Origin of the sequence: Candidatus Poriferisodalis sp. (assembly GCF_965215815.1) — a bacterium.
Lineage (GTDB): Bacteria > Actinomycetota > Acidimicrobiia > Acidimicrobiales > Poriferisodalaceae > Poriferisodalis.
Genome location: NZ_CBDCEO010000013.1, coordinates 1,253,185 through 1,270,805, shown reverse-complemented (window position 1 = coordinate 1,270,805; position 17,621 = coordinate 1,253,185). Strand labels below are relative to the sequence as shown.

At 67.1% G+C, this 17,621-nt stretch carries 16 protein-coding genes and 1 pseudogene; 8 read left to right on the top strand and 9 right to left on the bottom strand.

The window, feature by feature from the left end; translation table 11 throughout:
* Nucleotides 1-92: 92 nt before the first annotated feature.
* Nucleotides 93-422: a type II toxin-antitoxin system PemK/MazF family toxin gene (locus ACOOHB_RS15820; RefSeq protein ID WP_420445770.1), complete on the bottom strand. Its 330-nt coding sequence runs from the start codon at nucleotides 420-422 to the stop codon at nucleotides 93-95.
* Nucleotides 419-694 (bottom strand): DUF2191 domain-containing protein, encoded by a 276-nt coding sequence (locus tag ACOOHB_RS15815; RefSeq protein WP_420445769.1) that lies wholly within the window; start codon nucleotides 692-694, stop codon nucleotides 419-421. Before ACOOHB_RS15815 ends, ACOOHB_RS15820 begins: the two co-directional genes overlap by 4 nt.
* A 138-nt stretch (nucleotides 695-832) precedes the next feature.
* Here ACOOHB_RS15815 and ACOOHB_RS15810 point away from each other — a divergent pair, with 138 nt between their 5' ends.
* Nucleotides 833-1,192: a VOC family protein gene (locus ACOOHB_RS15810; RefSeq protein ID WP_420445768.1), complete on the top strand. Its 360-nt coding sequence runs from the start codon at nucleotides 833-835 to the stop codon at nucleotides 1,190-1,192.
* 75 nt (nucleotides 1,193-1,267) lie between these two features.
* Here the strand turns inward: ACOOHB_RS15810 and ACOOHB_RS15805 are convergent, their stop codons facing one another.
* On the bottom strand, nucleotides 1,268-2,185 hold the full coding sequence (locus tag ACOOHB_RS15805; protein ID WP_420445767.1) for a 5'-3' exonuclease: 918 nt from the start codon (nucleotides 2,183-2,185) through the stop codon (nucleotides 1,268-1,270).
* 152 nt (nucleotides 2,186-2,337) lie between these two features.
* On the opposite strand from ACOOHB_RS15805, the gene ACOOHB_RS15800 reads away from it, so the two are divergent.
* Complete coding sequence (locus ACOOHB_RS15800; protein ID WP_420445766.1) at nucleotides 2,338-3,876, top strand: AMP-binding protein; 1,539 nt, start codon at nucleotides 2,338-2,340, stop codon at nucleotides 3,874-3,876.
* 16 nt (nucleotides 3,877-3,892) lie between these two features.
* Here ACOOHB_RS15800 and ACOOHB_RS15795 read toward each other — a convergent pair whose 3' ends face one another.
* Nucleotides 3,893-5,407 (bottom strand): trimethylamine methyltransferase family protein, encoded by a 1,515-nt coding sequence (locus tag ACOOHB_RS15795; RefSeq protein ID WP_420445765.1) that lies wholly within the window; start codon nucleotides 5,405-5,407, stop codon nucleotides 3,893-3,895.
* 135 nt (nucleotides 5,408-5,542) lie between these two features.
* A complete protein-coding gene (locus ACOOHB_RS15790; RefSeq protein ID WP_420445764.1) occupies nucleotides 5,543-6,145 on the bottom strand; it encodes a TetR/AcrR family transcriptional regulator in 603 nt (200 codons plus the stop codon).
* Between the two features lie 108 nt (nucleotides 6,146-6,253).
* Between ACOOHB_RS15790 and ACOOHB_RS15785 the strand changes: the two genes are divergently transcribed.
* Genes ACOOHB_RS15785 through menH form a run of 3 tightly spaced genes read left to right on the top strand, consistent with a single transcriptional unit; the run spans nucleotide 6,254 to nucleotide 10,958 of the window.
* Nucleotides 6,254-8,368 carry an isochorismate synthase gene (locus ACOOHB_RS15785; protein WP_420445763.1) on the top strand — a complete coding sequence of 705 codons (2,115 nt, stop codon included), beginning with the start codon at nucleotides 6,254-6,256 and terminating at the stop codon, nucleotides 8,366-8,368.
* Between the two features lie 8 nt (nucleotides 8,369-8,376).
* Nucleotides 8,377-10,152: a 2-succinyl-5-enolpyruvyl-6-hydroxy-3-cyclohexene-1-carboxylic-acid synthase gene (gene menD, locus ACOOHB_RS15780; protein ID WP_420445762.1), complete on the top strand. Its 1,776-nt coding sequence runs from the start codon at nucleotides 8,377-8,379 to the stop codon at nucleotides 10,150-10,152.
* Nucleotides 10,149-10,958 (top strand): 2-succinyl-6-hydroxy-2,4-cyclohexadiene-1-carboxylate synthase, encoded by an 810-nt coding sequence (gene menH / locus ACOOHB_RS15775; protein WP_420445761.1) that lies wholly within the window; start codon nucleotides 10,149-10,151, stop codon nucleotides 10,956-10,958. Before menD ends, menH begins: the two co-directional genes overlap by 4 nt.
* 33 nt (nucleotides 10,959-10,991) lie before the next feature.
* On the opposite strand, the pseudogene ACOOHB_RS15770 reads toward menH, so the two are convergent.
* A pseudogene (locus ACOOHB_RS15770) lies at nucleotides 10,992-11,366 on the bottom strand (cytidine deaminase); the annotation flags it as partial.
* Between the two features lie 94 nt (nucleotides 11,367-11,460).
* Here ACOOHB_RS15770 and menC point away from each other — a divergent pair.
* Nucleotides 11,461-12,492 (top strand): o-succinylbenzoate synthase, encoded by a 1,032-nt coding sequence (menC, locus tag ACOOHB_RS15765; RefSeq protein ID WP_420445760.1) that lies wholly within the window; start codon nucleotides 11,461-11,463, stop codon nucleotides 12,490-12,492.
* A 7-nt stretch (nucleotides 12,493-12,499) separates the two neighbouring features.
* On the opposite strand, the gene ACOOHB_RS15760 is transcribed toward menC, so the two are convergent.
* Entirely contained in the window at nucleotides 12,500-13,606 is a 1,107-nt protein-coding gene (locus ACOOHB_RS15760; RefSeq protein ID WP_420445759.1) for a class I adenylate-forming enzyme family protein, read from the bottom strand.
* A 67-nt stretch (nucleotides 13,607-13,673) separates the two neighbouring features.
* Here ACOOHB_RS15760 and mtnA point away from each other — a divergent pair, with 67 nt between their 5' ends.
* Nucleotides 13,674-14,807: an S-methyl-5-thioribose-1-phosphate isomerase gene (gene mtnA / locus ACOOHB_RS15755; RefSeq protein WP_420445758.1), complete on the top strand. Its 1,134-nt coding sequence runs from the start codon at nucleotides 13,674-13,676 to the stop codon at nucleotides 14,805-14,807.
* On the top strand, nucleotides 14,807-16,837 hold the full coding sequence (locus ACOOHB_RS15750; protein WP_420445757.1) for a bifunctional aldolase/short-chain dehydrogenase: 2,031 nt from the start codon (nucleotides 14,807-14,809) through the stop codon (nucleotides 16,835-16,837). Before mtnA ends, ACOOHB_RS15750 begins: the two co-directional genes overlap by 1 nt.
* Nucleotides 16,838-16,860: 23 nt before the next feature.
* On the opposite strand, the gene ACOOHB_RS15745 is transcribed toward ACOOHB_RS15750, so the two are convergent.
* A complete protein-coding gene (locus tag ACOOHB_RS15745) occupies nucleotides 16,861-17,268 on the bottom strand; it encodes a type II toxin-antitoxin system VapC family toxin (RefSeq protein ID WP_420445756.1) in 408 nt (135 codons plus the stop codon).
* A complete protein-coding gene (locus ACOOHB_RS15740) occupies nucleotides 17,268-17,534 on the bottom strand; it encodes a type II toxin-antitoxin system prevent-host-death family antitoxin (RefSeq protein WP_420445755.1) in 267 nt (88 codons plus the stop codon). Before ACOOHB_RS15740 ends, ACOOHB_RS15745 begins: the two co-directional genes overlap by 1 nt.
* Nucleotides 17,535-17,621 lie beyond the last annotated feature (87 nt).

Here is a 17,621-nt window from a genome sequence, read left to right as displayed (position 1 = left end):
GGCTCAGACATCTGGCAGAGCCTACGAGAAAGCCCTCTGGCGAACCCGCTGAAGCCATTTCGGTGGCGTGGCTCGCGTGTCACGCAACGGTGCTAGGAGCAAGCGACGGCTACTTCCAAGGCGCGGCAGATCTGCCGCATGCGTTCATCGCTCAGCCGGCCCAGTCGTTCCACAAGGTGTGACTGAGGTGCGCCTTCGATCGAATCCAGATTGACCGCTGAAACCCGCAACACAGGATCATCTCCGGGTTCGAGAACGATTTCGCTGGGCAAGCCCCTGATCGTCGTGGTGCACGGAGCAACAATCGCCGTGGCGAGCCGATCCAACGCACTGTCCCGAAGCAGTACAACCACCGGACGCCTGCCCGACTCGGGCGACTCGAGCCACCAAACCTCACCCCACCGAGGACGAGCAGTGGTCACCGCGCGGACTGATCCAGATCAGGGTTCTCGCGACCCGGCGCGTCCCCCCATTTCGCTAACACAAACGACTCCAAGTCGCCCCAAGCGTCGGGTGTGTTCATGGGAATGCGGTCGTACGCCTCGTAGGCAGCGTCGATCTCGGCCTGCCGGTGACGATCGGTAAGTGCTTCCAAGGCTTCCTCGATCATCGCTGCGTCAGTCGACCATTCTCGAAGGCCGCGCGCCTGATCCAGAAGCTCCGCATCGACCGTAGTACTTACCCGCTGCCTCATGCCACCAACATAGCATTTTAGTGCCATTCCGAAATGTCTGGCGGGCAGGGCGAGAGCGCAGCCTGGGCACTCGGCGACCGGGTCGCTGCACGCGCGGTCGGCAGACAGCGGTGTGGGGCTTGGGCCTAAGCTGCGGGCATGGAACTGGGGCCTGTGCACCACGTATCGATCAACTGCGCGGATGTCGACGCTGCGGCGCCGTTCTATACCGGCATCCTGGGCATGAAGCAGCTGGATCGGCCGGACTTCGGCTTCAACGGGCGTTGGTTGCAGACTCCCGGCGGCGGCGAGGTGCACCTCATCGAGGTACCCGACTGGGTGCCGCCGAAGGGCCAGCATTGGGCGTTCAAGGTGAACGACATCGACGCCACCGTGACTGAGCTGCGCGATGCAGGCGTCAGGGTCAAAGACCCGGTGCCGCTGCCGGGCACGACAGCGCGGCAGACGTTCTTCTTTGACCCGGCCGGCAACATGATCGAGTTGAACCAACCGGCCTGAGTCACAGACTCACCTGGCCACAATCTCAACTCAGTCGGCCTCAACTCAGTCGGCCTCAACTCAGTCGGCCTGAACTCAGTCAGCGCGGTAGGCGGCCAGATTCATCACGCGGTCGACGAGTGCCCCGGCGCCGATCTGTTCGCAGAGGTCTTCGAAACCGCGGTGCGGGCCGCGCCATGCCAGCTCGTCGACGCTTTCTGACACCGGTGCATCGGTGCGGACGGTGGCGATGCGGCGGAACAGCAGGGCCAGATCACGCTCGGCAGCAAGCGTTGTGGCAAGACCGGCCGCGCCTCGGACCTTGGGCGCCCAGTCTTCGTGGGAGTCGGGAATCTCCTCGATGTGGCCGTAGTGCGACAGCATCACCGATGTCGACTTGGCGCCCCAGCCGCGCAGGCCCGGAAAGCCGTCTGCGTTGTCGCCCATCAAGCCCAAGTAATCGGGGATCGACCCGGGGCTGACGCCGAACTTGGCTTCGACACCGCTCGCGTCAAAGACCTCGTCGGCACGGCGATCCCACTGGACGACCGTGCCACCGACGCACTGGCTCAGGTCCTTGTCGGGCGTGCAGATGAACACCTGCCGGACCCGGTCGTCGTCTGCGGCCATCGCAGCACCGGCGGCCATGGCGTCATCGGCTTCGAATTCGATCATCGGCCACACAGCAACGCCCAACAGGCGCAGCGCTTCCTCGGTGGGATGGAACTGCGCCAGCAGATCCGGCTCGATTCCTGAGCCGTCCTTGTAGCCGGGCCACAGATCGTTGCGAAACGACTCCACGACATGATCGGTGGCCACCGCCACATGGGTGGCGCCCTGCTCCAGCAGCATCACGATGTTGCCGAGCACCCCCCGCAGTGCCCCAATCTCGGCGCCGTCGGCCGAATCGCGGCGGGGAACGGCGAAGAAGTGGCGGAACAGTTCGTAGGTGCCGTCGATCAGGTGAACGTCGAACTGACCCGCGGCGGGCGGCGGTCCGTGCGCTCCCTCCATGGACGCGACCCTAGGAGGCCACCAGCCAGGGCACTGCCGCCACAGCCCGCTCTAGAGTTGGCGCGGCCGACCGCCCAGGGGTGACCCCCGGCGGTCAGCAGAGCAAACACACGAACACGGCCCACGACGACGCACGACACTGAGGGGACGACATGAAGGTTCCGTTTACTGTTTCCGACTTCCTGTACCGGGCCGAGAACGTCTACCCGGACCGGGTGGCATTAGCCGACGAACCCGAGGCGCCCGGCGGCGGGCTCGGCGAGATCACCTACGCCCAGTTCGGCGAGCTGGTGCGTGCCCAGGCCGCCAAGCTGGACCAGCTGGGCATCACCCACGGTGAGCGGGTCGCGATGGTGTCCCAGAACGCCGGACGGCTCATGACGTCGTTCTATGGCGTGTCGGGCTACGGCCGCGTCTTCGTGCCGATCAACTTCCGCCTCAGCCACGACGAGATCAGCTACATCGTCGATCACTGCGGCGCCACGATGCTGATGGTGGATCCCTCGATGGAGGACACCTGCAAGGACATCGATATCGAGCACTTCGTGGTGATGGGCACCGACGCCGACAACCAGATGTACGCCACCGGGGTCGAGCCGGCACCGTGGACGCCCGACGAGGACGTCACCGCAACGATCAACTACACCTCCGGCACCACTGCTCGCCCCAAGGGCGTGCAGCAGACTCACCGGGCGCTGTGGGTGAACGCCACCACGTTCGGCTGGCACTCGGGCGTCAACGACCGTGACGTGTACCTGCACACGCTGCCGATGTTCCACTGCAACGGCTGGGGAATGCCCTACGCCGTCACCGGCATGGGCGGCAAGCACATAGTGCAGCGCGAGGTGCGCGGCCCCGAAATCCTGCGCCGCATCGACCAGCACGGCGTCACGCTCATGTGCGGCGCTCCGGCTGTGGTGTCAGCAGTGCTGGACGCCGCAGCCGACTGGGAGGGCGAGATCCCCGGCAGCGGACGCGTCCGGATGGTGGTGGCCGGCGCTCCGCCCCCCACCCGCACCATCGCACGGATGGAGACCGAGCTGGGCTGGGAGTTCATCCAGATCTACGGCCTGACCGAGACGGCGCCGCTGCTCACCATGAACCGCTGCCGGCCCGAATGGGACGACTTCGATCCCGACGAGAAGGCCCGCAAGCTGAGCCGGGCGGGCGCCCCGGCGATCGGCGTCAAGATCGACATCGACAACCAGGGCGAGATCCTGGCCCGTGCCAACGTCGTGCTCGAGGGCTACTGGGAGCAACCTGAGGCGACGGCCGAAGCCATCACCGACGGCTGGTTCCACACCGGCGACGGCGGCACGATGGACTCAGAGCACCACGTCACCATCTCGGACCGCAAGAAGGACGTCATCATCACCGGCGGCGAGAACGTGTCCTCCATCGAGGTGGAGGACGTGCTGTTCAACCATCCTGCGGTGACCGAAGTGGCCGTGATCGGCGTGCCCGACGAGCGCTGGGGCGAGACCATCAAAGCCCTCGTGGTGATCGACGCTGCAGTTGACGCAGTGACTGAGCGCGAGCTCATCGATTTCTGCCGCGACGAGATATCGCACTTCAAGTGCCCCACCAGCGTCGAGTTCCGCGAGGAGTTGGCCCGCACCGCCACCGGCAAGCTGCAGAAGTTCAAACTCCGTGCCCCCTTCTGGGAGGGCATGGAAAAGCTGATCAACTGAGCCCAGCGGCCCGGAGCTAGAGGGGCTCCACGCCGCCTTCGGCTCGGCGGCGCTCGACGAAGTCGGTGAGCTCAGCCCGGATGGCGTCGTCCATCGGCGGCTCTTCGTAGTCGGCGAGCATCTGCTTCCAGATGCGGTTCGCCCGCTGGGTGGCGTCGAGCGCTCCGTCCTCTTGCCACGTCTCGAAATTGCGCCAGTCCGACAGCATCGGCTCGTAAAAGGCGGTGTCGTAGCGCTCCAGCGTGTGGGCAGAGCCGAAGAAATGGTTGGCGGGTCCGACCTCGGCAATGGCGTCGATAGCGAGCGAAGCGTCGTCGATGGAGATCGGCTGCATCACCGCCCGCAGCATCTGGATCATCTCGGCGTCGATGATCACCTTCTCGTACGAGGCGCACAGACCGCCCTCGAGCCAGCCCAGGCCGTGCAGCACGTAATTGATGCCGCCGACAAGGCACGCCCACAACGACATCTGTGACTCGTAGGTCGCCTGCGCATCGGGAGCGTTGGAAGCGTTCGCGTTCGAGGCACGCAGCGGCAGGCCGTAGCGGCGCGCCAACTGGCCGCTGATGATGGTGGCCTTCACGTACTCGGGCGTGCCGAACGCCGGTGCCCCTGACCGCATGTCGACATTCGAAGTGAAGCTGCCGTACACCACCGGCACGCCCGGGTTCACGCACTGCGCCAGCGTGATGCCCGCCAGCGCCTCGGCATTCTGCAAAGTGAGCGCTCCGGCAATCGTGATCGGCGCCATCGCACCCGCCAGCGTGAACGGCGTGTACACGACCGGCTGGCCGTGCCGGGCCAGCTCGATGGCTCCTTCAAGCATCGGCCTGTCGTACACGAGCGGCGAGTTTGCATTTACGACCGTATGGATGGACGGCTCTCGCAGCAGCGTGTCATGGTCGATGCCGCGGGCGATGCGAGCGATCTCGATGGCGTCGCTGACACGGGCCCGCCCCAGCGAGTAGCAAAAGCCCGGCTTGGTCGACAGCGTGTACATGGCCGAGACCGCGTCCAGATGGCGGGTGCGCACTTCGAGATCGATCGGCTCGACGGAGTGCCCGGTGCAGGTGTCGGCCGCATCCAGTTGTTGCTGCAAGCGCAGCATGTTGCAGTAGTCGACGTAGTTGCCGGTGACCCGGCCACGATCCAAGTCCGACACGTTCGGCGGGCTCCCGACCATGCCGAACACGACCCAGTCGTCGCCGAAGATGACGCTGTTGGCGGGGTCGCGCGCATGCAGCGTGAAGCTCGACGGCGCCAATGCCACCGATTCAGTGACCATTTCGGGCGGGAAGCGGACCCGCACGCCGTCATCGGACGTCGCCCCCGCCCTGCGCAGAATCTCCACCGCTTCAGGCAGCAGGAAGTTCATGCCGATCTCGGACAGCACCCGCAGCGATGCATTGTGGATGCGCTCGACTTCGTCGCCGCTGATGAGTTCCAGCGGCTTGAGAATGTTGCGTGCCTGCTGCCGGGGTTCCGCAGCAGCAGCGACCGAATCCTGTCGCCTACGGCCTCGACGCGTCATGTCGCCTCGCCACTGTGTGGAAGCGCTCAGTAGAAGCGCTCAGTGGATGCGCTCACTGTCGTGAGCCGAATTGCACGGCTCACCATCTCGAACCGTACGGTCCTGTATGGAACGCGTCAAGGAAGGCTGCACATCTCAGGAATGCAGTCCTGTGAGAATCACTGTCCGCTCCTGCGCAGTCGGCGCGCGACCCACGTAGATCTCGAAGTAGTACGTGCAGGACTCGATCCTGGTCTCCATGGGCACCTCCACCTCGAGCTCGTACCAGCCCATCTGCAGGTAATACATGGTGCGAGCCCGGTTCAGGGCCATCGTCGGGTCGGGAACCTCGGGAGACAGCATCGCCACGAACGCTTTGATCCGCCGCTCGTCGGCCGCCCGCAGGCGCTCCCACAATTCAGGATTGCTGCGCCCCCAACGACGCACCGCCACCTCGAGGTGCGGGTCGAAGCGTTCCATGCTCAGCCAGCAGCGCATCAAGGCGATGTAGCGCTCGATGATGCCGCCCTCGCGTGCCGCGGCAGCGATGATCGTCCCAGAGTTGGTTTCTTCCCAGACCTCGAGAAGCCGCGCCAGCAGGGCTTCGCGGTTCTCGAAATGCCAGTAGAAGCTGCCACGGGTGACGCCGAGCTTCTTGGCGAGCGGCAGGACCTTCACGGCGCCGATGCCGTCGGTGACCAACGTTTCCAGAGCTACTTTCACCCAATCGTCAGCGCTTAGACGCACCCGCTCGGCCATCGCGTCACCTTACCGAACGCCTGATCGTTCGATAGTGGGACCTCTCATGGATGGACAAAGCGAGGACTCTTGGAGTCATCACTCTCACAATGCGTCTACGCTGGGTCTGTGCGGGTCTCCGAGCTGGCATCGGCGCACGCGGTGAGCGTTGACACGGTGCGCTACTACCAGAAGATCGGGGTCCTGCATCCGCCCACACGCCAAGGACGGGTGGCGCAGTACGACGAGAGCCACGAGCGACGGCTCGGTGAGATCCGGCGCCTCTCCGAGGCGGGCTTCTCGCTGGCGCAGATTCGACGGCTCGGCGACGGCCACGACGACCCGATGCTGATTGCGCTGGGCGGACGCCACGGTGACGCCCTGACCTTCGACAGGTTGGTGCAGCAGTCCGGGCTCTCCGAAGAACTCGTCCGGCTGGCGACCGACACCGGCCTGGTGCGACCGCTGCGCAGGTCCGTGAGCGGTGATGACGCGTCCTCGACTGCGGATGCCGGCCGTGCCGCGGACGACGCGCTCTACAGCACAGGCGCGTTGACGATGCTGCGCGCGGCCTCAGAGCTGCTCACCGCCGAAATGCCGCTCGACGATCTCATCGGCCTCGCGCTGCGGCACGCATCGAACATGGAAGCTGTCGCTGCGGACGCGGTAGGGCTGTTCGCGGACCGCTTCGCAGACGTGCCCGTGGCACAACGCGCCGATCTGGCCGCTCGCCTGATCCCGCTGGTCACCGATCTGGTGGCACAGCATTTCCGCGAAGCACTCGTCGAACACGCCACCGAACGGGTCCTGGCCGGCAGCGACCATGAATCGGTGGGACGTGCCCCCTCGGTGGTGACGGTGACCCCGCCGAGCGCACCCGCCGCAGCGGGGTTCCGCCGCGAAGCGTCAGCGGGCCTGAGCGGCACCCGCACCCTGACATTGGAATGCCGGGAGCTGCCCGGTGCTCCCGATCCGCTGGAGGTGTTCGCCGCAGCCGAGGGGTCGCAACGGGTGTATTGGGCATGTCCCGACGACGATCTGGAGTTCTGTGCCCTCGGCAGCGTCTTCGAAGCCAGCGCTGAGGCGGGCGCGCGACGCTGGGTCTCCGTTGCCGAGGCGCTGGGCCTGCTGGATGTCACCGTGACCGGCGACAGCGGCCATCCGATCGGACCACTGCTCGTCGGCGGCTTCTCGTTCAGCGCAGACCCGCCCGAGGCCGGTTCGGCGTGGGAGGCATTCGGCACAGGCGCCTTGACGCTGCCCGAGCTGCTCTTGGTGCGCCACGGCGGCCGATCCTGGCTGACATCAGTGCCGGGTGCCGACGTGTGGCCGATCATGGCCGCGTCGCACATCACCGCAGACCCTGAACTCGCGGACCCTGAGCTGGCGGACACGGCAGCCGGCGATCTGAATGCGGCGGCACTTGCGTTGCTCGGCAGCAGCTATCAAGCCGACGACAGCTATGTCGCGCTCGTGCGGCGCGCCCTGCGCAGGATCGCCGAGGGAGGGCTCGACAAGGTCGTGACGGCTCGCGAGCTGCACATAGCGTCGCGCCTCGAGCCCATCGCAGTGCTCGACCGGCTGCGGACGCGATACCCATCCTGCGCGTCGTTCGCATTCGGACGCGGGTCACAGACGTTCTTCGGCGCCACGCCTGAACGGCTGGTGCAATTCGACGGCACACGGCTGCACACCGACGCCCTGGCTGGCTCGCGGCCCCGCCACGGCGATCCGGCGCGAGACCGGGAACTCGGGGCCGAAATGCAACGCGATCCCAAGGAGCTGACCGAGCACGCGATGGTGGTCACCGACGTGCGCGACACGCTGCGTGCGTGCGGCGTGGCACTCGATCCCCCCTCGCCGACCGGCGTCATGGAGCTGGCGCGCATCATGCACCTGCATACGCCGATCACCGGACGTGTCACGGCGGGCTCAACGGTGCTGGAACTCGCGGGCGCACTGCATCCGACGGCGGCGGTCGCGGGACTTCCACGTCGCATTGCCCGCCAGTGGATTGAGCAGCACGAAGGCTTCGACCGTGGCTGGTACGCAGCGCCGGTCGGCTGGACGACGCTGGACGGGAACGGCGAGTTTCGCGTCGCACTGCGCTGCGCGCTGACTGGTCCGTCCGAATCCAGGTTGTTCGCGGGCGGTGGCATCGTGACTGGCGCAGATCCGAGCGCTGAACTGGCCGAGACCGCCACCAAGCTCGAAGCCCTCCTGTACGCGCTCGAAGGCGGCTGAACCACGGCATGCGGATCTCCAAGCACGATTCTGCGTACGTGGCCTGCCGCTCGCTGTGCGAGGGGCTGGTCGCGGCCGGCGTCATCGATGCGGTGGTGTGCCCGGGTTCGCGGTCGATGCCGCTGGCGCTCACCGTCTACAACACTGCGGGATTGCAGACGTGGGTCAGGATCGACGAACGATCCGCCGGCTTCTTCGCACTCGGGCTGGCGAAGGGCTCCGGGAAACCGACGGTGCTGGTGTGCACGTCGGGCACCGCAGCCGCCAACTACCTGCCAGCAGTCGTCGAGGCGCACTACTCAGGCGTGCCGCTGGTAGTGCTGACCGCCGATCGACCGCAGGAATTGCGCGGCTGGGGAGCGGGCCAGACCATCGACCAGCATTCGCTGTATGGCAGCCACGTGCGCTGGTTCTGCGAGACCCCGGTGCCCTCGGAGTTGCCGCCGTCCCAAGCCCAGCGCTGGTTCGCGCAGGCCGCAGCCCGGGCGGCAGAACAGGCGACCGGGCTGAGCCCCGGCCCGGTACACCTCAACGTGCCGTTCCGGGAACCGCTGGAGCCGGTCGCGGTTGCGCCGAACGAGGGTGTCGCAGCGGCACAGGACTACGTGGTGCGCTCTGCACGGGACCTCTCCACGACGTCACCCGCCGGTACTGACGCGCTCGTGGAGTTCGCTGGTGCACACGAACGCGGTGTCGTGGTAGCGGGGCCGATGCATGACGGCGTGCTCTGGGCTGATGCGGTCGCGGAGTTCTGCAGGCGCAGTGGATGGCCCCTGCTGGCCGAGCCGTGTTCGCAGTTGCGTCGGGAGCTGCCCGGCGTCGTCGTCACGAATCATCACGACGTGTTGCTCCGGACGGCGTGGGCTGACGCCGAGCCGCCCGAGGCGGTGCTGCGCGTCGGCGGAGCGCCCACATGCAAGCCGTTGCGGCTTTGGATTGAGCGGCATCGTCCGGCGTTTGCACTGGTTGACCCGGCGCGCAGCTGGACCGATGCCAGCTTCAGCGTCTCGTTGCACCTAGGGGTGGGGCCCGACGTGTTGGCCGAAGCGGCCGGACAGCTGACCGGGTCCGGCACCCGGTGGGCGCGGCGATGGGCCGACGCTGACGCACGCGCAGCCGCAGCGATAGACGGCGTGCTCGATGCTGAACCCCTGCAGGAAGCGGGCGTGGCTCGGCAACTGGGACGCAGCCTGCCAGCGGGCCATGCGCTGTACGCGTCGAACTCGATGCCGGTTCGAGACGTCGACACCTACCTGCGTGCTCGCCCCGAACCATTGGCAGTGCACGCCAGCCGGGGCGCCAGCGGCATCGACGGCGTGATCTCGGCAGCGGCCGGGGTGGCGGCGTCGGGCACGCCCACCACCGTGCTGGTCGGGGATCTGGCATTCCGCCACGATCTCGGCGGCCTGGTGGGAGCGTTCGATCCAGCGCCCGCGCCGATCGACCTCACGGTCGTTGTGGTCGACAACGGCGGCGGGACGATCTTTTCGTTCCTGCCCGCGTACGAGGTTGTCGACGCTGGTGCATTTGATCGTCTGATGACGACGCCGCCCGCGCGTCGCAGTGCAGAACTCGCCGGCGGGCTGGCAGCCGCCGTGGGTTTCGAGCACCACCACGTTGCGTCATGTGCGCAGCTGCATGACCTGCTGGGTGCGATCCAGTCAGACCGCGGCGTACGCGTCATCACGATCGACATCGACCCAGACGCCAACCGCGACCAGCACCGGCGCCTCGCTGCCGCCGTCGAGCTGGCCGCGACGGGCGCCGAACCGGGCTCGCAGTGACACCTGCGCACAGAGCGCTGCAGCTCGCCACCACGGTCATAGGCAGCGGGACAACGGTCATCGTGATTCACGGATTCACCGGCAGTGCCGCTGCAATGGCACCGCTGGTGGACCGGCTGGAGGGTTACCGGCGTGTCGCGGTGGACCTCGTCGGGCACGGCCGCAGCCCATCACCGCCAGATCTGGCGCCCTACAGCCTCGAGGCCACAGCCGAGTCACTCGCCGAACTGGCGGTCACAGCTCCTGATGGGCCGTGCCACGTCGTCGGCTACTCGATGGGCGGCCGAGCGGCCCTCGCCCTCGCCGCGGCGCACCCGGAGGTGTGCCGCTCGCTCAGCCTCATCAGCGCCACCGCCGGACTCGCCGATGCCGGCGAACGCGCTCAGCGCCGCAAGGCGGACGCCGATCTCGCCGACCGGATCGGCCAGCACGGCGTGACCCGGTTTGTGGAGGACTGGGTTGCCCTGCCGATGTGGCACACGCTGCGCGCTCGCCTCGACCCCGACGATTGGGACGCCTCGATCCGCCAGCGCCGACAGAGCAACCCCGTGGGTCTGGCGAACTCGCTGCGCGCCGCGGGAACGGGCTCGATGACGCCGCTCTGGGATCGGCTGGTTGGCATTGCGGTACCGACGCTGGTGCTGTGCGGCGAACTGGACACCAAGTTCGTCACGACCGGTCGCGAAATGGCGAGCCTGCTACCCGACAGCACACTCGTCGTGCTGGCCGGCGCAGGTCATGCCGTTCATCTCGAAGACCCAGACAGCAGCGCAGCGGCTCTGCGCGAGCACCTCGACGTTCACTGATCCCCGGCCATTTCAGCGGGAGCGGTCAATTCAGAGTTCGAAGGCGCCGGGCAACAGCTCAGCGACGGTGGTGTGCTCGTTCACGGCGCATTCGGGACCACCGGCCTCGTGCAGCAGTTGCCGGCAGCGGCCGCAGGGGGTGATCGGGGTGCCGTCGGGACCGGTCACTGCCACAGCGACAAGGCGACCGCCACCGCTGCGATGCAGGTCGCTGACCATGCCGCATTCCGCGCACAGTGTCAGGCCATAGGACACATTCTCGACGTTGCATCCGGACACGATTCGCCCATCGTCGACGAGACCGGCCGCTCCCACAAAGAAGTTCGAATAGGGCGCGTACGCCATGCGGGACGCGTTTTGGGCCGCAGCACGCAACTCAGCCCACCCGATGTCTGTTTCTCTCGGCATCGGTGGTCCGCCTCCCCCCTCGGATGGTCGCTGAGGGTATGGCTCGCACAAGGCAGAGGGGCGACGGTGCCTTCCGCCCAATAGCTTCAATCCGGTGCAGGCGACCTTGGGAGAATTCGAGCTGGCGCTCGCACGGCCGTTGCTGACGGCTCACGGCCCGATCACCGTTCGCCGTGGCATCGAGGTGCACGTGGGCGACAACGCTTGCGTCGGCCGAGGCGAGGCAGCGCCGCTGCCTGGATTCGGCGTGGAGACCTACGACGAGGCGCTCGCAGCGCTCGAACGATGGGCGGCCGATCCCGAGGGCGATCCGCCGAACCAACCATGCGCTGCGGCTGCTGTCGAGTCTGCGCTGACACAGCTCGATGCCGAGATCGAGGGTGTGACCTTGGCCACGCTTCTTGCCGGGAAGACGCCCACCCAGCGACGCATCGCCACGCACGCCCTCGTCGCTGACCTGGATCCAGAAGCCGCCGCGCAGCGTGCTGCACGTGCAGCAGCGGCTGGTCATGTGGCCGTGAAGCTCAAGGTTGCGGCGAGTGATCCGATCGGCAACGGGGCGGCCGCCATATCGGCCGCAGACGAGTCTGCGCGCATCGCTGCCGTGCGCCGTGCGCTGCCGGCCGGCGTGGCGCTTCGATTGGATGCGAACGGGGGCTGGGACCGTTCAACCGCGATCAAGGTGCTGCGCCGCGTCGGCTACCTCGACATCGAGTTCGTGGAGGAACCCACGCCGCAGCCTGCGGACTGGGCACAGATCAGCCGCACCGTCGGGCTGGGGGTGGCGGCCGATGAGCACTTGCGAGACCCCGATGCGCTTGACCGGCTCGTCGAGGTGGGCGCTATCGAGGTGGCGGTCCTCAAGCCGGCCGTGCTGGGTGGGCCCCACGCCACCTACGACCTGGCTCGCCGGGCGTCGATGCGCGGCGTTCGTTCGGTGGTGTCGTCGTTCATCTGCGGTCCGATCGGTCTGCGCATTGCCCGCGACACGGCGGTCGCTGTCGACCCCCATGGTGTGCACGGCATCGGCACCGCGACCCTGTTCGCCGATCCGCAGCCCGAAGATGTCACGCCGGCTGGCGGCTACCTGTCCGTGCCCACCGAAGCCTCGACCGGCACCGCCTGAACGACCGCTAGATGCCCCAGCGTTGGGTCTTCCCGAGCGGGGTCTTGGGCAGCTTGTCGACCAATTCGATCGCTTGCGGTGCGCAGTAGGCGGGAAGCTGGGACTTGACGGCGTCGCGGAGCTCGTCGACCGTTGGAGGATTGGCGGGGTCAGCGGGGACCATCACGGCAGTGACTGTTTGGCCCCATTCGGGGTCGGGACGGCCGACGACGGCGACTTCGGCGATACCGGGGTGCTGGGCCAGGATCCGCTCGACTGCGACCGGCCAGACCTTCTCTGCGCCGCTGGTGATCATGTCGTCGACTCTGCCGAAGACTGAGAGGCGGCCGTCGTCAGCGACGGCTCCGGCGTCGCCGGTGTTGAACCAGCCATCGTCGGTGCGGGGATCGGTGCCGTCGCGGTAGCAGCGCAACAGCATCGGGCATCGCAGTTGGACCTCGTCGTCAACGGTGCGCAGCTCGACGCCGCGCAGAGGCCAGCCCTCGTAGACCACGCCGCTGAATGTCTCGGTCAAGCCGTAGGTGGCGACGGTGTTCTGGGGTCGCTCGGCGGGCATGGCTGAACCGCCGATCAAGATGGCTCGGAAGGCCATCGCGTCGGTGCGTTGCAACGCTGTCGGCACGAGTGACGTCAGCGTTGCTCCCCGCCGGGCGGCGTCGGCGACCGCTGCGGCGTCGAAGCCGTCGTGCACCTCCAGCGGGGTGCCGGTCAGCAGCGCCCGCACCACGACGGCCAGGCCGCCGACGTGCGCTAGGGGCAGGCATGCCAGCCAGCGGTCGGTGCTGGGGTCGACTTCGAGGAACGAACTGGTGGCCATGGCATTCGCGGCGATCGCGTCGTGCGTGAGGACCGCGCCCTTCGGCTCGCCCGTACTGCCGCTGGTGACCATCACCGCAGCGTCGCCGGGCTCGACTGGCCAGCCGCCGCGTCGGCGGTGGCGACCCGTGGCGTCCACCACGTAGCTCGCACCCATGCGCTCGACGAGCGACTGCTGTGCCGCCGTTGGCAAGCGCTGGTCAACCGGCAAGACAGCGTCGCCGGCGTCCCAGGCGCGCTGCAATTCGGACACGAAGCGATCGCCTCCGCCCAGCGACAGGGCCACCAGTCGATGCACGGCGCGGACGTTACCGGCGGGTGTCGGGTGCGTCCGCAGGATTTCTCCCGCGAGACTGGGCCGCGACATGACTGGGTCCGATGTCGGTGGGACAATCCCATCGCCGACGCCAACGCTGCGCTGGACGGGCGACAGCGTCGAGATCATCGACCAGACGCGACTGCCCGCCGAGCTGGCCCTGATCGATGTGCGAGACACGGCGACCGCAATAGGTGCCATCGAGCGTCTCGCCATCCGGGGCGCGCCCGCGCTCGGTGCGTTCGGCGCTCTCGCCGTCGTCGTCGGCTTCGATGAAGCATCGCCTCGCTCGCTCGACGAGGCTCGATCCGTGCTCGAACGCCTGCGCACTCAGATCGGCGACGCCCGGCCGACCGCTGTCAACCTTCGCTGGGCAGTCGACCGCACCATCGACGCAGCACTCGGCGACACAACACTCGACGCCGCGGCACTCAGCGCCACAACCACATCAGACACGGCGGCCTTGCGAGAGCGATTGCTCGTCGAAGCGCAGGCCATCGGCGCCGAGGACGCCGAGGCGTGCGCCGAGATCGGACGCCTCGGGCGCGAGGTCCTCGCTGATGCGACCAACATCGCGACGCATTGCAACGCAGGCCGGCTGGCCACCGCTGGAATCGGCACTGCGCTGGCCACCGTGTACGCCAAGGCCGCAGCCGGTGAGCCGGTTCGGGTGCTGGCGTCAGAGACGCGACCGCTGTTGCAGGGTGCACGACTCACGGCGTGGGAGCTCGCCGATGCCAGTATCGACGTGTCGGTGGTGGCGGATAGCGCGATGGCGTCGCTGATCGCCGCTGGCGAAGTGGACGCGGTGATCGTCGGCGCGGATCGCATCGCTGCCAATGGCGACACCGCCAACAAGGTCGGCACGTTTGCCCATGCACTCGCCGCCGCCGATGCGGGCATCGGGTTCTACGTCGCTGCCCCGACCACCACGATCGACCCGTCGGTCCCGTCGGGCACTTGCATCGTCATCGAACAGCGGAACCCCGACGAGGTGCACAGCGCCGGCGGCAGACGCCTCACTCCTGCGGGCGCGGGGGCGGTCAACCCGGCCTTCGACGTGACGCCGGCTCGCCTCATCACGGCGATCATCACCGATGCCGGAGTCCTGCGACCGCCGTATGGCCCCTCCATCGCGGCAGCGCTGGCACTGACCCGGGGTGCCGAAAGGGGAGCTGATTAATGCAGAACCACTGGGACTCTTCCGAGGCAGAACGGTGGGCCGCATTGGGCGATCTCGGTGAGATCACCTTTGGTTCACGCTTGGTCGGTGCCGACCCGGCGCTCGTGCTCCATGGCGGCGGCAACACGTCGATCAAAGGCACCAGCCGCGACGCGTGGGGCGAGCCGGTGCCGACGCTGTGGGTGAAGGGCAGCGGCTGGGATCTTGCCACCATCGAACCGCCCGGCTTCGCGCCGCTGCGGCTGGAACCCGTGCGGCGACTGGCGGAACTGGAGCAGTTGAGCGATACCGAGATGGTGAACCAGCTGCGGATCCACCTGCTCGACGCATCGGCGCCGAATCCATCGGTCGAAGCCATCCTGCACGCGCTGCTGCCACACCGAGCGGTTCTGCACAGTCACGCCGACGCTGTCCTGGCGCTCACCAACACTGCAGACGGCGATGCCCGCGTGCGAGAACTCTGGGGCGACCGGATGGTCGTGGTGCCCTACGTCATGCCGGGTTTCGACCTGGCTCGCCGATGCGCAATCGAGTGGACCGCTCAAGCGCACGACGGCACCGAGGCCATGGTCCTGCTGAACCACGGGATCTTCACCTTCGACGAGACCGTGCGCTCTGCGTATGACTCGATGATCGCCCTCATCAGCGAGGCCGAGCAGCATCTCGCCGATGCCGGGGCGCCTTCGTTCGGAGGCAGCGATGCGGGTGAGACGGGTACCAGCAGGGCGCGTGGCATCAGCCCTGACTCGATCGAAGTTGTAGCGGAGCTGCGAGCAGCGATCTCGACTGCGGCCGGCACACCGATGCTGCTGCGCGCCGTGCACGACGAACGAGCCGAAGCGTTCTGCACCCGAGACGACGTGGCATCGGTGGCGCGCCGTGGGCCGGCGACGCCGGACCACATCATCCGCACCAAGCAGTTCGCAATGGTCGGCCGCGACGTCGGCGCGTTCGCTGCCGACTATCGGGAGTATTTCGAACGCAACCGTGCACGACATGACCAACCCGGCGCACACACCACCCTCACGATGCTGGACCCTGCGCCGCGGGTGGTACTGGACCCTCGGCTCGGGTTGTGGACAGCGGGCCGTCGAGCCGTCGACTGCGACATTGCCGCAGACATCTACCTGCACACCATCGATGTGATCTGTGCCGCTGAAGCACTGGGCGGTTACGAGGCGCTCAGCGAAGCCGACCTGTTCGATGTCGAGTACTGGGAACTCGAGCAGGCCAAGCTGGCTCGCGCTGGCGCGCCGGCTGCGTTGTCAGGTCAAGTGGCCCTGGTGACGGGCGCCGCTTCGGGCATCGGGCGCGCTGCAGCGGACGCACTCGCGGCCGGCGGTGCTGCGGTGGTCGGCATCGACCTGGCCGACGCCCCGGAAGGTGCCGCAGGGACAGCGCGTCATCACGCCGTCACCGACGTCACCGATGCTGCAGCGGTTGCGGCAGCAGTGGCCGGCGCGGTGGAGCGTTTCGGGGGCATCGACATCGTCGTGGCAGCGGCTGGCATCTTCGGCCCTTCGGCACCGTTGGGCAGCCTCGCCGACAACGCCGGGCTGGGCACCGCCTGGCAGCAGACCTTCGACATCAACGTGAACGGAACGGCGAACACGCTCGCGGCCGCTCACCGCGTCCTGCGGCACTCGCCCGCTGGCGGACGCGTTGTCATCGTCGGCTCGAAGAACATGCCTGCCCCCGGCAAGGGAGCCGCTGCCTACTCAGCATCAAAGGCTGCGGTCACCCAGCTCGCCCGGGTCGCAGCACTCGAATGGGCGGCTGACGGCATCACCGTCAACATCGTGCACCCCGACGGCGTGTTCGACACCGGACTGTGGTCTGATGAGCTCATCGCCGAGCGAGCTGCCGCCTACGGGTTGACGTCGGAGCAGTACCGGCGGCGCAACCTGCTGGGCCGCGAGCTGGCCTCAGCCGATGTCGGCGCGCTCATTGCCCAGATGTGCGGTCCCGCCTTCGCCCACACCACCGGCGCCCAAATCCCCCAAGACGGCGGCAGCGACCGCGTCATCTAGTCGTTCGTCGCATGAGAACTCGGCTACGCCGAGAAGGGGTTCAAGACCGTCACACCGGTGGGCTCGAAATGGCGGGTGTTCCGGGTGACGACAGTGAGGCCATGTTCAAGAGCTGTGGCAGCAATCAGAAGATCAGCATTGGTGTGTCCCAAGACTTCCGAGAGCTGGCCCCAACGACGGGCAACGCCGGTTTCCACAGCGAGGACACGGTCCCCGTACCAGGCGAGAATCTTGTCCAACCACTGGGCCAGTTCGCCGGCGAATACCGGGTCGCGATCTTGCTGGCGGGTGATGCCGCGTTCGATCTCACCGATGGTCAGCACGCTGAGATGCAGATCGGCAGTTCGCTGGCTTTCAATCCACCGGGTGGCAGATGGGTGTCGATCGCGCCGACGCATTGCAGAAACGACATCGGTGTCCAGCAAGAACATCAGAAGGCCACGTCCCTGGCAGACAGGTGAAGTCGCTCGAACTCGTCGTCATCTTGCGGTATTGAAGCAAGCAACTCACCGAATGTCGGCGCAGTCGTGCTGTCCAAGCGGCACAGTCGCTCAAACTCGTCTACTGCCACCACGACGACCACGGGTTGGCCTCGACGGGTCACCCGTTGGGGTTCGCCCAGCAGAGCCGCATCGACAACGGCACTGAATCGGTTCTTGGCGTCCTGCAGTTGCCATTCCGGTATCACATTGGTCACGACTGCCTCCAACCAGGTATCGACGCCTGCAGGCTAGCTGATCTGTCTAGACAGAGATCTGTTCCACCAGTCAACGACCATGCGCAA

Bases quoted from the DNA above. Each gene is read 5' to 3' on its own strand.
- ACOOHB_RS15745 (WP_420445756.1), bottom strand. From the start codon at position 17,268: ATGTTCTTGCTGGACACCGATGTCGTTTCTGCAATGCGTCGGCGCGAT.
- mtnA (WP_420445758.1), top strand. From the start codon at position 13,674: ATGACTGGGTCCGATGTCGGTGGGACAATCCCATCGCCGACGCCAACG.
- ACOOHB_RS15810 (WP_420445768.1), top strand. From the start codon at position 833: ATGGAACTGGGGCCTGTGCACCACGTATCGATCAACTGCGCGGATGTC.
- ACOOHB_RS15815 (WP_420445769.1), bottom strand. From the start codon at position 694: ATGAGGCAGCGGGTAAGTACTACGGTCGATGCGGAGCTTCTGGATCAG.
- ACOOHB_RS15795 (WP_420445765.1), bottom strand. From the start codon at position 5,407: ATGACGCGTCGAGGCCGTAGGCGACAGGATTCGGTCGCTGCTGCTGCG.
- ACOOHB_RS15800 (WP_420445766.1), top strand. From the start codon at position 2,338: ATGAAGGTTCCGTTTACTGTTTCCGACTTCCTGTACCGGGCCGAGAAC.
- menD (WP_420445762.1), top strand. From the start codon at position 8,377: ATGCGGATCTCCAAGCACGATTCTGCGTACGTGGCCTGCCGCTCGCTG.
- ACOOHB_RS15790 (WP_420445764.1), bottom strand. From the start codon at position 6,145: ATGGCCGAGCGGGTGCGTCTAAGCGCTGACGATTGGGTGAAAGTAGCT.
- ACOOHB_RS15750 (WP_420445757.1), top strand. From the start codon at position 14,807: ATGCAGAACCACTGGGACTCTTCCGAGGCAGAACGGTGGGCCGCATTG.
- ACOOHB_RS15805 (WP_420445767.1), bottom strand. From the start codon at position 2,185: ATGGAGGGAGCGCACGGACCGCCGCCCGCCGCGGGTCAGTTCGACGTT.